General features: G+C 73.3%; 13 protein-coding genes. 7 read left to right on the top strand and 6 right to left on the bottom strand.

The annotated features are described in order from the left end of the window. Positions 1-44 precede the first annotated feature (44 nt). The 7 genes from ABD979_RS17070 to ABD979_RS17040 all read left to right on the top strand — a co-directional run bounded on the left by ABD979_RS17070 (position 45) and on the right by ABD979_RS17040 (position 7877). Entirely contained in the window at positions 45-731 is a 687-nt protein-coding gene (locus tag ABD979_RS17070; protein ID WP_345508713.1) for a glycosyltransferase family 2 protein, read from the top strand. After that, positions 728-1156 carry a DUF2304 domain-containing protein gene (locus ABD979_RS17065; protein WP_345508712.1) on the top strand — a complete coding sequence of 143 codons (429 nt, stop codon included), beginning with the start codon at positions 728-730 and terminating at the stop codon, positions 1154-1156. The genes ABD979_RS17070 and ABD979_RS17065 overlap by 4 nt, the downstream gene beginning before the upstream one ends. Beyond that, positions 1146-2324, top strand: coding sequence for an LCP family protein (locus tag ABD979_RS17060; protein ID WP_345508711.1), 1179 nt, complete (start codon positions 1146-1148; stop codon positions 2322-2324). The genes ABD979_RS17065 and ABD979_RS17060 overlap by 11 nt, the downstream gene beginning before the upstream one ends. A gap of 1 nt (position 2325) precedes the next feature. Further along, positions 2326-3051, top strand: coding sequence for a TIGR03089 family protein (locus ABD979_RS17055; RefSeq protein ID WP_345508710.1), 726 nt, complete (start codon positions 2326-2328; stop codon positions 3049-3051). 120 nt (positions 3052-3171) lie between these two features. Continuing rightward, entirely contained in the window at positions 3172-3966 is a 795-nt protein-coding gene (locus ABD979_RS17050; RefSeq protein ID WP_345508709.1) for a CoA transferase subunit A, read from the top strand. A 1-nt stretch (position 3967) separates the two neighbouring features. Next, complete coding sequence (locus tag ABD979_RS17045) at positions 3968-4624, top strand: 3-oxoacid CoA-transferase subunit B (RefSeq protein ID WP_345508708.1); 657 nt, start codon at positions 3968-3970, stop codon at positions 4622-4624. Positions 4625-4757: 133 nt separating this feature from the next. Then, on the top strand, positions 4758-7877 hold the full coding sequence (locus ABD979_RS17040) for a SpoIID/LytB domain-containing protein (RefSeq protein ID WP_345508707.1): 3120 nt from the start codon (positions 4758-4760) through the stop codon (positions 7875-7877). A gap of 5 nt (positions 7878-7882) precedes the next feature. Here ABD979_RS17040 and ABD979_RS17035 read toward each other — a convergent pair whose 3' ends face one another. The 6 genes from ABD979_RS17035 to ABD979_RS17010 all read right to left on the bottom strand — a co-directional run bounded on the left by ABD979_RS17035 (position 7883) and on the right by ABD979_RS17010 (position 13562). Then, positions 7883-8284, bottom strand: coding sequence for an FAD synthase family protein (locus ABD979_RS17035; protein WP_345508706.1), 402 nt, complete (start codon positions 8282-8284; stop codon positions 7883-7885). A gap of 71 nt (positions 8285-8355) precedes the next feature. Beyond that, positions 8356-9348: a glycosyltransferase family protein gene (locus ABD979_RS17030; protein WP_345508705.1), complete on the bottom strand. Its 993-nt coding sequence runs from the start codon at positions 9346-9348 to the stop codon at positions 8356-8358. Further along, positions 9348-10154 (bottom strand): CDP-alcohol phosphatidyltransferase family protein, encoded by an 807-nt coding sequence (locus ABD979_RS17025; protein ID WP_345508704.1) that lies wholly within the window; start codon positions 10152-10154, stop codon positions 9348-9350. Before ABD979_RS17025 ends, ABD979_RS17030 begins: the two co-directional genes overlap by 1 nt. Next, positions 10151-12016 carry a DUF5941 domain-containing protein gene (locus tag ABD979_RS17020; protein ID WP_345508703.1) on the bottom strand — a complete coding sequence of 622 codons (1866 nt, stop codon included), beginning with the start codon at positions 12014-12016 and terminating at the stop codon, positions 10151-10153. Before ABD979_RS17020 ends, ABD979_RS17025 begins: the two co-directional genes overlap by 4 nt. Next, positions 12013-12762 carry an ABC transporter ATP-binding protein gene (locus ABD979_RS17015; protein WP_345508702.1) on the bottom strand — a complete coding sequence of 250 codons (750 nt, stop codon included), beginning with the start codon at positions 12760-12762 and terminating at the stop codon, positions 12013-12015. The genes ABD979_RS17020 and ABD979_RS17015 overlap by 4 nt, the downstream gene beginning before the upstream one ends. Beyond that, the gene (locus ABD979_RS17010) at positions 12762-13562 is read right to left on the bottom strand and encodes an ABC transporter permease (RefSeq protein ID WP_345508701.1); all 801 of its coding nucleotides are present in this window, start codon (positions 13560-13562) and stop codon (positions 12762-12764) included. The genes ABD979_RS17015 and ABD979_RS17010 overlap by 1 nt, the downstream gene beginning before the upstream one ends. Between the last annotated feature and the right edge of the window lie 53 nt (positions 13563-13615).

Raw genomic sequence — 13615 nt, 5'->3', positions numbered from 1 at the left:
GAGCGTGTCAGGCGGCGCCCCAGGACCGCTCTACGCTGGGTCGCATGCAGAACGAGGACGTGTGGCTGGTGGTGCCGCTCTACGACGAGGCCACCGTCATCGCCGAGGTCGTGCGTGAGGCCCGCGCGACGTTCCCGAAGGTCGTCTGCGTCGACGACGGCTCGCACGACGACTCGGCGGCGCAGGCCGAGGCCGCCGGGGCCGCGGTGGTGCGCCACCCGGTCAACCTCGGGCAGGGCGCCGCGCTGCAGACCGGCTTCGACTACGCGCTCGGCGACCCGGCCATGCGCTACGTCGTCACCTACGACGCCGACGGGCAGCACCAGCTGCACGACGTCGAGGTCATGCTCGAGCGGGCCCGGCGCGGCGACGTCAGGGTCGTCTTCGGCTCGCGCTTCCTCGACGAGCGCACCGAGGCCTCGGCCGGCAAGCGGCTCGTCCTGCGAGCGGCCGTCGCCTACACGAACGTCACGACGGGCACCCGGCTCACGGACGCCCACAACGGCCTCCGGGTGCTGCACCGCGACGTCGTCGCGAAGCTCGACATCACCCAGAACCGGATGGCGCACGCCTCCGAGATCGTCGCGCAGATCGGGGCCATGCGCTTCGACGGGCAGCGCGTCGCCTACGCCGAGGAGCCGGTCCACATCCTCTACACCGACTACAGCCGGGCCAAGGGCCAGTCGCTCTGGAACGCGGTCAACATCCTCGCGGAGCTGATCTGGCGATGAGCAGGCAGAGCGTCATCCAGGTCCTGCTCATCCTCGGCACCCTCGGGGTGGCGTGGCGGCTGCTCGTCGGGTCGGGCCAGCGCACCCAGGCGGTGCGCCGCATCGGGCTGCTCCTGCTCGCGGCGCTCGCCATCTACTCGATCATCGACCCGAGCGGCACGTGGACGCGCATCGCCAGGTGGTTCGGCATCGGCCGCGGGGCCGACCTCATCCTCTACGGCCTCGTCGTCGCCTTCCTCGGCTTCGTCGTCACGACGTACAAGCGGTTCCGCGCCATGGAGACCCGCTACACCCGCCTCGCGCGGCGGATCGCCCTCGACGAGGCCCGCCCGGCCGCCGAGCACGCGAGGTCGACAGGTTCGCCTGACACACTGTCCGCCGAGCTCCCCCCGTCCCCGAGCGTGAAGACCTCCGATGCCGACTGACCCCACCCCCTCCCGACCCGGCCGCGACGACGCCTACGTCGTCGACACGCGCCGCCGACCGAAGCGTCCCGGCGGGGGCGCGGTCGCCCCGCCCCGGCGCACCGGGCACGGCCGGTCCGACGGCCCCGCGCCCGAGCCGGACGACGTCGTGGAGGTCCCCGAGCGGCAGCGGTACCGCTGGCGCAAGGGCCGGCTCGCGCTCGTCGCCCTGCTCGTCCTGCTCCTCGCCTGGGTGGGCTTCATGGTGTGGGTGCCGATGCACGCTTGGAGCGCCGTCAACAAGGTCGACAACATCCCCGACGGCGAGCGCCCGGTCGACACCTCGGGCTACAACTACCTGCTCGTCGGCTCGGACAGCCGCGAGGGGCTGACGAAGGCCCAGCGCAAGAAGTACGCGACCGGCAACGCCGAGGGCAACCGCACCGACACGATCATGCTCGTGCACGTCTCCGAGAGCGGCGGCAAGCCGGTCATGGTGTCGCTGCCGCGTGACTCGTACGTGCCGATCCCGGGCCACGGCTCGAACAAGATCAACGCGGCGTACTCCATCGGCGGGCCCAAGCTGCTGACGGACACCGTCGAGCAGGTGACCGGCATCCACGTCGACGGCTACGTCGAGATCGGGCTCGGAGGCTTCGCGAACGTCGTCGACAGCGTCGGCGGGGTCAACCTCTGCGTGCCGCGCGACATGAAGGACAAGAAGGCCGGCATCGACCTCAAGAAGGGCTGCCAGAACCTCGACGGCGGCAACGCCCTCGGCTACGTGCGCTCGCGCTACGAGGACCCGATGGGCGACATCGGCCGCGCGGCGCGCCAGCGCCAGTTCCTCGGCGCCCTCATGAAGAAGGCAGCCACTCCGTCGACGGTCCTCATCCCCTGGCGCTACAAGGACTTCGCCGACGCCTCGGCGGCCGGGCTCGCGGTCGGCACCGGGACGGGGATCATGGATGCCGTCCGCGTGCTCCAGGCGATGCGCTCGGTGAGCAACGACGAGGGCCTCTCGCTGTCGGTGCCGACCTCCGACCTCTCCTACCGCACGAGCGCTGGTGCGCTCGCCGTCAAGTGGGACACCGAGCGGGCCAAAGCCCTCTTCGGCGCCCTCAAGGACGACGACCCGCTGACCGAACCCCCGGCCGGCACCACCGTGCGGGGAGCGACGAACAGCTGACATGACGACACCCCGAATGCCTGCCGAGGTGCTGGCCCGGATGACGGCCTCCGACCCGGGCCGACCGCGCCTCACGTGGTACGACGACGAGCCGGGCCCGACCGCCGGCGAGCGCATCGAGCTGAGCGCGCGGGTGCTCGCCAACTGGGTCGCCAAGGCCGCCAACCTGCTCCAGGACGACGCGGCCGCCGGGCCGGGCACGACCGTCGGGCTCGACCTGCCCGCCCATTGGCGCTCGCTCTACTGGGCGCTCGCCACGTGGTCGGTGGGCGGCACCGTCGTCGTCGGCGCCGCGGCGACCGGCGCCGACGTCCTCGTCACCGCCTCGACCGCCGCGGCCGCCGCGCACGGCGGTGACGCGGTGCTCGTGACGCCCGCTGCCCTGGCCCGCAGCCACCCCGATGCCGCCGAGGCCCCGGCGGCCGTCGACGAGGCCCGGGAGCTCGCGACCCACGGCGACGTCTTCAGCCCGATGTCCGACCCCGAGGCGGGCGACGTGGCGCTCGCGGGCGCGGCGGGCGACACGGCATACGGCGAGGTCGTCGTGGCGCGACCGGAGTGGGGCGAGGCACCCCGCGTGGCCCTCGGCGGCGAGCTCGAGGACGTGCTGCGCGCGTGCCTGGCCGCGTGGGCCGTCGACGGCTCCGTCGTGCTCGTGCGCGGGCCGCGCGACGCCGACCTCACCGCACGCCTGACGGCCGAGGGCGTGACGACCGACGCGCGCTGAGGGCGCCGGCTGCACCCCCTGCTGCGCGGCGCCCCCACGTGGCCCGGCCCCACACGTCGGACCCGGCGTGTGTCGCCACCCCACGGCCCACCGGGCCAGCGGCGCGGATAGAGTCCGGCCATGGACAAAGTCGTCTCCACCCCCCAGGAGGCCATCGCCGGGATCCGCGACGGAATGTCGCTCTCGGTCGGCGGTTTCGGCCTCTGCGGCATCCCCAGCGTGCTCATCTCCGCCATCCACGAGACCGGTCTGACCGACCTCGAGGCCGTCTCGAACAACTGCGGCGTCGACGACTGGGGTCTCGGCATCCTGCTGCGCGACAAGCGGATCCGCCGGATGGTGAGCTCCTACGTCGGCGAGAACAAGGAGTTCGAGCGGCAGTACCTCTCCGGCGAGCTCGAGGTCGAGCTGACGCCGCAGGGCACGCTCGCCGAGCGGCTGCGCGCGGGCGGCTCGGGCATCGGCGCGTTCTTCACGATGACCGGTGTCGGCACCCAGATCGCCGAGGGCGGGCTGCCGTGGCGCTACGACGACGCCGGCAACGTCGCCGTCGCGTCACCGCCGAAGCAGACGCAGGAGCTCGAGTGGATGGGCGAGACGAGGACCTTCGTGCTCGAGACGGCCATCACGACCGACTTCGGCCTCGTGCGCGCCGCCAAGGGCGACCGGCACGGCAACCTCGTCTTCAACCAGTCGGCCCGCAACTTCAACCCGCTCTGCGCGATGGCCGGGCGCATCACGGTCGCGGAGGTCGAGCAGCTCGTCGAGCCCGGCGAGCTCGACCCCGACGAGGTGCACCTGCCCGGCATCTTCGTGCAGCGCGTGCTGCCGCTGACGCCCGAGCAGGCCGCCGAGAAGCGCATCGAGCGCCGCACCGTCCGCCCGCGCGCCACCCCGACCGACCAGGAGGCCTGAGATGGCACTGACCCGCGAGCAGATGGCGGCCCGCGCCGCCGCCGAGCTGGCCGACGGCGCCTACGTCAACCTCGGCATCGGCCTGCCGACCCTCGTGCCGAACTACGTGCCCGACGACGTCGAGATCGTGCTCCAGTCGGAGAACGGCATCCTCGGCGTCGGCGCCTACCCGTTCGACGGCGACGAGGACCCCGATCTCATCAACGCCGGCAAGGAGACGGTGACCCTGCGCAAGGGCGCCGCCTTCTTCGACTCGGCGACGAGCTTCGGCATGATCCGGGGCGGCAAGGTCGACGCCGCCATCCTCGGGGCCATGCAGGTCAGCCAGGGCGGCGACATCGCCAACTGGATGATCCCCGGCAAGATGGTCAAGGGCATGGGCGGCGCGATGGACCTCGTGCACGGCGCCAAGAAGGTCATCGTGCTCATGGAGCACAACGCCAAGGACGGCTCCTACAAGATCGTCGAGGAGTGCTCGCTGCCCTACACCGGCCGCGGCGTCGTGCAGCGGATCATCACCGACCTCTGCGTGCTCGACGTCACCGAGCAGGGCCTCGTGCTGCGCGAGCTCGCCCCCGGCGTGACCGAGGACGAGGTGCGCGCCCGCACCGAGCCGCAGCTGACCGTCGACCTGCAGCCGGCGCCGGTGCGCGGCTGAGACCTGCCGGCGGCGCAGCGCCGTTCCTGTGAATTCGGGGCCCGACGGATTTCGTCGGGCCCCGAATCGTCATCCGGGTCTCACTAATGGGACATTTAGGACTGTTGTTGTCACCTGACCCAGGAGCGACGCCGTGCGTCTCGTCCCCACCGCCCTTGCCGTCGTCACCCTCGGCGCGACCTTCGTCGTCGCGCCCACGGTCACCTCCGGCGCCGCACCCCGGCCGGTCGCCCCCGTCGTCCACGACGTCGACATCCCCGCCGTGAGCACGACCCAGGCGCGCACCCAGGCGCGCACCCAGGCGCGCACGCTGTCGCGCTCGGCCGCCAAGGCGGACCCGGTCGTCGCGAGCACGCAGGTGCGCGACGTCGACTTCGACCTCGCGGGCGTCACCTTCGCGACGACGCCGCCCGCCGGCACGACGGTGCAGGTGCGCACGCACGACGCCACCGGCTGGAGCGGCTGGACCGAGCTCGGCATCGACGACGACGGCCCGGACCCCGGCTCGGCCGACGCGCGGCACGCCCGCCCCGGCACCGAGGCCGTCGCCGCGGCGGGCTCCGACGGCATCGACGTACGGGTCACGACCCCCGACGGCAGCACCCCGAAGGGCCTGCGTGCCAGCCTCGTCGACGGCGGCAGCTCGAGCGCGGACGCGGCGCTCGCGGACCCGCCCGGCTCCGCGTCCGCCGCGGTGACCCGTCCGACCATCATCTCGCGCGCCGAGTGGGGCGCCGACGAGAGCCTGCGCACCTGCGACTCCGAGCGGCTGCCGGGCTTCAAGGCCGTCGTCGTGCACCACACGGTCAACTCGAACACGTACACGGCGGCGCAGGCCCCGGCCCTCATCCGCTCGATCTACGCGTACCACACGCAGAGCCAGGGCTGGTGCGACCTCGGCTACCAGATCCTCGTCGACCGCTTCGGCCGCGCCTACGAGGGCCGCAAGGGCAGCCCGACCGGATTCGTCCAGGGCGCCCAGGCGGGCGGCTTCAACGCCGAGACGACCGGCATCTCGGTCATCGGCGACCACACCTCGACCCCCTTCTCGGCGGCCACGCAGAACACCGTGACCCAGCTCGTCGCGTGGGAGGCCGACCGCTCGCTCTTCGACCCGACGTCGAGCGTCACCCTGACCTCGGCCGGCAACTCCAAGTTCAAGCCGGGCGTCGAGGTCACCCTCCCGCGCACCATCGGGCACCGCGACCTCAGCCTGACCGGCTGCCCCGGCACGACGGCGTACACGACGCAGCTGCCGACGATCCGGCGCGACGCCGGCACCCGGTGGCGTGCCGGGCAGTGGCAGCCGATCGCTCCGGGGACGGCGTCGGAGACGTATGCGCGCCCGGAGTCCTCGCTCTTCGCGTTCTCCGGCCGCGGCTCGGGCCACGGCGTCGGCCTCTCGCAGTGGGGCGCCTACGGCGCGGCGACCAAGGGCCTGACGTGGTCGCAGGTGCTCGGCTTCTACTACCCCGGCACCACCCGCACGGGCCAGGGTGACCCCGCCCTGCGCGTGTGGCTCTCGACGCTCGGCACCTCGGGAGTGCAGCTGTCCAAGCTGAGCGGCCTCGTCGTCTCGGACGGCCGGCGCAGCACGCCGCTGTCGACGAGCTACCGCTGGCGCATCGTGCCCGAGGGGTCGGCAACGACCCTGCAGGCCAACTCCGGCACGGGCTGGTTCGCCGCTACGAACTGGCGTGCCTCCTCCGCGCCGCTCGCCGTGAGCCGCCCCTCGACGTCGTCGGTGCGGGTGCTCCTGCCGAGCGGCGCCCAGCGCGAGTACGCCGGCACGATCCGCGTCGTCAACGTCAGCGGGCGGGCGTATGCCGTCAACGTCCTCGGCTTCGAGCGCTACACGCGCGCTGTGGTGCCGGTCGAGATGTCGGCGAGCTGGCCGGCCGCCGCCCTGTCGGCGCAGGCCGTCGCGGCGCGCACCTTCGCCGCGAACGCGCGGGCCACCGCGGGCTCCCGCGTCTACGACACGTGCGACGTGGCGTGCCAGGCCTACAAGGGCGTGGCCGACTACAGCTCGACCGGCGTCCTGACCCGCCGCTACGAGGACGCCCGCTCGACGGCGGCGACCGTGGCCACGGCCGGCACGATCCTCACGTACGGCGGCAAGCCGGCCTTCACGCAGTACTCCGCCTCCAACGGTGGGCGCACCGTCAAGGGCTCGACCACCTACCTGCCGGCGAAGACGGACCCCTACGACGGCGTCGTCCGCTCGAGCGCCAACCCGGCCTCGTGGACGACCGGGCTGCCCGCCTCGGCCATCGAGAAGGCCTACCCGCGCATCGGCGCGCTGCGCACCCTGACCGTGGACTCGCGGAGCGGCGGCGGCGGCAACGGCACCTTCGGCGGTCGCGTCGCCTCGGTCACGCTCGCCGGGTCGGCCGGCTCGACCACCGTGAGCGGCGAGTCCTTCCGCACGACGATGAAGCTGCGGAGCACCTGGTGGACGATCACCTCGGCGCCCGCCCGCTCGTCGGCCTACACGCCGCGCGACGTGACCGGCGAGCGACTGCCGGACGTCGTGCTGCCGTCGGGACCGACGCTGCGGACCGTGTCGTACACGGGCTCGATGGCCTTCACGACCAAGCAGATCCTGTCGGTCGGCTTCTCGGGGATGCGAGCGGCCGCGGCCGTCGGCCCGTGGGACGCCGACACGCTCGGGGACGTCGTCGCGATCGACGCCGCGGGCGTCGCCTGGTACTACCCCGGCCTCGGCAGGAGCGGCCTCAACGCCGGCCGCTACCGGCTGGCGGGCAACTGGAGGTCGGTCGACCTCGTCGTGCCGGTCGGCGACTGGGACGGCGACGGCAAGACCGACATCGTCACCCGGATGACCGACGGCCGCCTCGTGCTGCACCGCGGCGACGGCTCCGGCCGCATCGTCGCGAGCCGGCAGATCGGCTCCGGCTGGAGCGGCCTGAGCCAGATCACGTCCGGCGAGTTCGACGGCGACGGCCACCGCGACCTCATGACCGTCCGGGCCAAGGACGGCGCGCTCGTGCTCTACTCCGGCACCGGTGCCGGTGGCTTCCGGGGCGTGCGCGTCGTCGGGGCCTCGGGCTGGAACGGGATGAGTGCCGTGCGCGGTGCGGGTGACCTCACGGGCGACGGCCGGGGCGACCTCCTCGCGCGGCGCTCGAACGACGGGGCGCTGCTCGTCTACCGCGTGCAGGGCGACTCGCGCCTCGCTCCCCCGCTCCGCGCCGGGACGTATGCCTCGACCGCCCCCTGGGGGCAGTGAGGCGCTCAGCCCAGGCTGGCGATGTGCTCGATGAGGCCCGTCGTCGACACCGACGGCGTGCGCGGGAGGTAGACGACCTCGCAGACGTCGCCGACCCAGTCGAACTTGCCGGCCCAGTCGTCACCCATGACGAGCACGTCGGCGCCGTGCTCGACGATGTAGTCGCGCTTGAGCTCGAGGGACTCCTCGACGAAGACCTCGTCGACGACCTTGAGGGCCGCGATGATCTCGAGGCGCTCGTCCTGGTTGAAGACCGGCGGACGGCCCTTCTTCGCGACGTTGAGGGCGTCGGCCGACACCCCGACGACGAGGCGGTCGCCGAGCTCGGCGGCGCGCTGGAGCACCCGGACGTGCCCGACGTGGAAGACGTCGAACGTCCCGAAGGTGATGACGGTCCGGTTGCTCACGCTGCTCCTAGGGCGGGGTGGACGAGGCGGCGGCCCCGCTCGTCGACTGCGAGGGTATCGAAGCCGGAGCCTCAGCCACGACCCGGCGCACGACCCCGCGCAGGACGGGACGCACGCCCGGGCGCACGCCCGGCCGCGCGCACGGCATCCGCCAGCGTCGTCCGGGCGAGCCCGCTGCCGTCACTCACGACTCCCCCGTCGACGACCGCGACCGCCAGGGCCGACGCGTCGAGCGGGGCGAGCACGACCCCTTGCGGCCGCGGCGCGGTGTCGCTCGCGACGACGGTGGCCCCGGCGGCCTGCGCCTCGCGGACGATGACGGAGTCGCCGTCCCAGCTCGTCGGGCGCAGGAAGGTGCCGACCCGCGCGAGCACGCCCGAGACCTCGGCGGGGCTCGCGTCGAACTCGACGGTGAGCCACGGCTCGCTCGCGGCCGTGCGGCGCAGCGCCTCGACCTCGAGCGTGTCGTTGCCGTAGGCGAGCACGGTCAGCGTCGCGTCGGGCCAGCGCTCGCGCACCCGCCGCGTCACCTCGACGCCGACGTCGGCGTTGTAGTGGGCCAGGCCCGCGTTCGTGGCGAGGGCGAGGGCGTGCGGCTCGCGCTCGATGGCGCTCGGCACGGGGGCCGCGGACGAGTCGAACGGCGTGACGACCGTGATCCGCGCGCGGAGCGCCTCCGGCAGGATGGCGCCGATCTCGTCGTTGACGGCCCAGATCTCGTCGTAGGCGTAGAGGGCGAGCACGAGCAGGCGCCGGCGCCACCACGGCATCCGGGCGACCTGGCCGCTCGTCGAGCCGGAGTGGAGCACGAGGACGGTGCGCCCGCGCAGCACGGCGAAGAGCGGGGCGAGGAGCATGGCGCGCCAGAGCCGGGTCAGGTGCAGCAGGTGCATGGCCCGGTGGCGCAGCCGGGGCAGCATGGCGGCCGCGCGCCTCGCGGACCCGGTGTCGACGTAGGCGACCTCGACCCCCTCGGCCCGCAGGATCGAGGTGAGCTGCGCGTGGCTCGTGCGCACGCCGCCGACCTCGCCGTGCTCCTGGGCCCACTGCAGCACCGGGAGCATCAGTCGAGCCGCGAGCTCGCGAGGACGCCGAGGAGGTGGCCCCCGGCCGTGGCGACGATGAGGGGCACCATGGCCACGACGAGCACCTGCGTGCCGAGCAGGTCGCCGCGCACGGCGTCGACGACGCCGGCGGCGAGCGCGAGGATCGAGGCCTCGACCGCGACGAAGGCGCGGAAGATCGGCAGGTAGTCGAAGGCCCGGCGCACCGCCGCCATGCCCGAGGCCTTGGGCCGGGCGGTGCCGGCGACGTCCTCGAGCGGGGGGCGTCCGGTCTTGGCGCGGGCCACGTGCACGAGGTCGGTGAACGCCTTGTTGAGCAGCACGCCGAGGGCGACGAGCAGCCCGAGCACGGTCCATCCGCCCACGTCGCCGGGGTCCGTGAGCGACCAGCCGTCCGCGCGGAGCCCGATCGCCACCGGGATCGCCGCCTCCGTCACGTAGTGGCCGATGCGGTCGAGGTAGATGCCGGCGGGCGAGAAGCGCTGCCGCCAGCGGGCGACCTCGCCGTCGGAGCAGTCGAGCAGGATCTGCAGCTGCATGGCGACGACGGCGACGACGGGTCCGACGAGGCCGCCGAACGGGATGGCGAGCGCGCCCACGAGGCCGGTGAGGATCATCAGCCAGGTGACGCCGTTCGGCGTGATGTGCGTCGGCAGCAGGGCCCGCGTGGCGTAGATCGACAGGTGGCGGATGTAGAGCGCCCCCGCCCAGTGCTCGGCGTTGTAGCGGGCGATGTGCTCCGGGGGCTGCGCGACGGCCTTGAGCTCGGCGATGCTCGGGCGGTCGTTCGTCGGGTCGTGCGTCACGATCGCCCATCCTGCCGTGTCGGGGGCCGACCGGCCGCATCGGAGCGCCAGGCGCGGGCGGACTCGACGGCATACGCGGTGAGGAGCAGGACGGCGCCGACGAGCAGCGCCCAGGCCGGGTGGTCGGTGAACCCGCCGACGAGGGCGAGCACGACCACGCGGCCCTCGACGCCGAGGGTGGCCCGCACGAGCGCGCGTGACGGGCCGCGCCCGGTCTCGCGCAGGCGGTAGACGGCGTCGTAGAGGTGCCAGCAGACCGCGGCCAGCCAGGCGTAGGCCGCGGCCCGGGCGGCGGGGTCGTCGCCGGCCGCGAGGAGCAGGGCCCCCGCCTCGACCGCGACGAGCAGGCCGGGCAGCTGCCAGGAGAGCCGGCCGCGGCCGGTGGGCCGGGGCAGCACGGCGAGGTCGGCGAGCTTCGCGAGGGTCGGGTCCGGGCGCTCCGGGCCGAAGCCGTCACGGCCGGCGAGGGCCCGGCCGAGCCGGCCGACCTGGGTCCAGGCGAGCGCCACGACCGACGCGGCGCCGAGCGCCCAGAGCAGCACCGCGGGACTGAAGGTGAGCAGCCCGACCGACATGACGAGGTAGCGCTCGGCGATCGGCAGGTGCAGCACCTGCTTGACGTCGCGCACGAGGAGCGCGCGGCCGCGCGGCGGCGGCGGCACGTCGGTGCGCGCGTGCCGCGGGCCGCCGTCGCCCGGCACGTCGAGCGCGAGGGAGGCCGGGGGCCGAGCGCGCTGGGCGCGACCGCGCATCGCGTAGGCGAAGTCCTCGACGTGGCGCACGGCGAGCACGGCGAGCACGACGAGGGCGAGCCACCACAGGTCCTCGCCGCGCCGGGCGGCGACCCAGGCGACGGCCGCGACGAGCGTGAACTCCTTGACGCGGTCGCTCACGGCGTCGAGCCAGCCACCGAGCGCGCTGTAGCGGCGGGTGAACCGGGCGATTTCGCCGTCGACGCAGTCGACGACGAGCGAGGCCTGCAGCAGCACGGCCGCGAACACCCAGCTCCAGCGCGCGTCGACGGCGGCGAGCGCGCACGCCGCGAGGCCGAGGAGGAGGCTGACGAGCGTCACGACGTTCGGCGTCCAGCCGTGGCGGAGGCCGTATGCCGTCAGGCGGCGCGAGAGCGGACGGATCGCGTGCGTCGAGAAGACGCCGTCGTTGCCGCGGGACGCCGCGCGCAGCCGCTGCTGCCACGGCGACCCCGGCGCGCCGGGGAGCTCGACGTCGCCCCGGGCGACCGTGACGTGCGCGAGCGGTACGGCCGCGACCGGCACGACGGCGTCGCGGACGACCGCGAGCAGCGCGAGGTCGAAGGCCGGCACCCCCGGCTCTCGGGCCGACCCGCTCGTGGCGGCGGCGCGCAGCACCTCGGCCACCCGGGCCCGGTCGGCGGCCGCGACGCGCAGGACACCCACGGCATACGCCGTCGGGACGCTGACGACGTGGCGCACGGTGCCGACGGAGACGACCCGGCGCGCGGTGTCGTCGACGCGCACGGGGGCGAACGGGCTCTCGGCGACCGGGGCGCCCACGACGGCGGGGGCGCCCACGACGGCCGCCGCTGTCGTGTCGCGCGGCGCATCGAGCACGTCGAGGAGCGCGACGGGGCTCACCCGCAGGTCGGCCGCGACGAGGACGAGCGGGCCGCTCCCCCGCGCGGCCACGTCGGCGGCGGAGGCGAGCTGGTCCGCGGGCTGGTCCGGCCCGTCACCGCGGCGGGTCAGCGCGAAGGGCTCGAGCGACGCGAGCAGGTCGGCGTCGGGGGTGCCGCCGAGCACGACGAGGTCACCGCCGGCCGACGTGCCGTGGAGCGACCGGGCACGAGCGTCGCCGACGAGCGGGCGCTCGTCGAGGCTCACGAACCGGCGTCCGCGTCGCGGTGGTAGCGGTCGAGCACGTCGAGGATGGGGCCGTCCTGCACGAGCGTGCCGGTCTTGAGGTAGAGGCCGCGGTCGGCGAAGCGCTTGAGGTCGTGCTCGCTGTGCGAGACGAGGAAGAGGGTCTTGCCGCCCTCGAGCATCGACTCCATGCGGGTGTAGCACTTCTCCCGGAACGCGCGGTCGCCGACGGCCAGGACCTCGTCGACGAGCACGACGGGCTGGTCGAGCGTCGTGATGAGCGAGAAGGCGAGGCGCACCTGCATGCCCGAGGAGAAGTGGCGGAACGGCATGTCCATGCCGTTCTGGACCTGCGGCCCGGCGAAGTCGACGATCTCGTCGTAGCGCTCGTCGATCTGCCGCTTCGTCAGGCCGTGCAGGCCCGCCGCGAGGTAGACGTTCTCGCGCGCCGTGAGCTCGCCGAGGAAGCCTCCGGTCAGCTCGATGAGGGGAGCCACCTTGCCGCGCACCGTGGCATAGCCCTCGTCGGGCAGCATGACGCCGGCGATCATCTTGAGCAGGGTGCTCTTGCCGCTGCCGTTGCCACCGACGAGGCCGACGGCCTCGCCCCGGCCGACGTCGAAGGAGATGTTCTTGAGCGCCCAGAAGGTCTCGGTCGTGGCGCCGCTCTGGCCCTTGAAGACGATCTCGCGCAGCGACATGCGCCGCCGCCGCGAGCGGAAGAACTCGATCCCCAGGTCGCGGACCTCGATCACCGGCTTGGCCATCAGATCTCCTTGAGCACGGCCGGCTCGAGCCGCTTGAAGACGAACGCCCCGACGAGGAGCAGGACGACGGTGAGGACGCACGCCGACGCCACCGAGAACAGGTTCATCTCGCCCTTGAAGAAGCCGGAGCGGAAGAGCTCGAGGATGCCGCTCATCGGGTTGAGTGCGAGCACCGTGCGCAGGGTGTCGGGTGCCATGTCGGCGCTGTAGAGCACCGGCGTCGCGTAGAAGCCGAGGCGCAGGGCGATGCGCACGACGCGGGCCATGTCGGTGACGAGCACGGTGATCGGCGCGAGGATCATCCCGATGCCGACCGAGAGCAGGAAGGTGAGCACCAGGGCGACCGGGATGAAGATGATCGTCCAGTGCAGCTTCGTGTCGCCGGTGATGAGGTAGAAGATCGTGAAGGCGACGACGACCGGCAGGGTCAGCACGAACTCGATGCCCTTGGCGAGCACGACGCGCACGACCCACAGCTCGCGCGGCAGGTTCGCCGACCGCACGAGGCGCGACTCCGACAAAAGCGCGCGCGAGCTCTCCGACATGTTCGAGGCGAACCACTGCCAGAGGAAGAGGCCGGTGATGAGGTGCAGGAAGTACGGCTGGTTGCCGGTCTGGCGCGCCGTGAAGATCAGCGTGAAGACGACGAAGTAGACGAGCGCCATGAGCAGCGGGTCGAGCACCGTCCACACGTAGCCGAGCACGCTGCCGGCGTAGCGGACCCTGAGGTCACGCTCCACCAGGGTGCGCAGCACCTGACGTTGGGCCATCAGGCCGCGGAACTGTGACACGCCGATCATGCGCGCAGACCACCTTCTCCTTCGTGCTCTACAACAAGGCCTCTGCAACCACG

This window comes from Terrabacter aeriphilus (assembly GCF_039542985.1).
Taxonomy (GTDB): domain Bacteria; phylum Actinomycetota; class Actinomycetes; order Actinomycetales; family Dermatophilaceae; genus Terrabacter; species Terrabacter aeriphilus.
Note: the sequence above shows the minus strand (reverse complement) of the source record. Positions and strands in the feature narration are given on the sequence as shown.

Coding starts and splice junctions, on each gene's coding strand:
- ABD979_RS17045 (WP_345508708.1), top strand. CDS start 3,968: ATGGCACTGACCCGCGAGCAGATGGCGGCCCGCGCCGCCGCCGAGCTG.
- ABD979_RS17010 (WP_345508701.1), bottom strand. CDS start 13,562: ATGATCGGCGTGTCACAGTTCCGCGGCCTGATGGCCCAACGTCAGGTG.
- ABD979_RS17060 (WP_345508711.1), top strand. CDS start 1,146: ATGCCGACTGACCCCACCCCCTCCCGACCCGGCCGCGACGACGCCTAC.
- ABD979_RS17070 (WP_345508713.1), top strand. CDS start 45: ATGCAGAACGAGGACGTGTGGCTGGTGGTGCCGCTCTACGACGAGGCC.
- ABD979_RS17065 (WP_345508712.1), top strand. CDS start 728: ATGAGCAGGCAGAGCGTCATCCAGGTCCTGCTCATCCTCGGCACCCTC.
- ABD979_RS17030 (WP_345508705.1), bottom strand. CDS start 9,348: ATGCTCCCGGTGCTGCAGTGGGCCCAGGAGCACGGCGAGGTCGGCGGC.
- ABD979_RS17015 (WP_345508702.1), bottom strand. CDS start 12,762: ATGGCCAAGCCGGTGATCGAGGTCCGCGACCTGGGGATCGAGTTCTTC.
- ABD979_RS17050 (WP_345508709.1), top strand. CDS start 3,172: ATGGACAAAGTCGTCTCCACCCCCCAGGAGGCCATCGCCGGGATCCGC.
- ABD979_RS17055 (WP_345508710.1), top strand. CDS start 2,326: ATGACGACACCCCGAATGCCTGCCGAGGTGCTGGCCCGGATGACGGCC.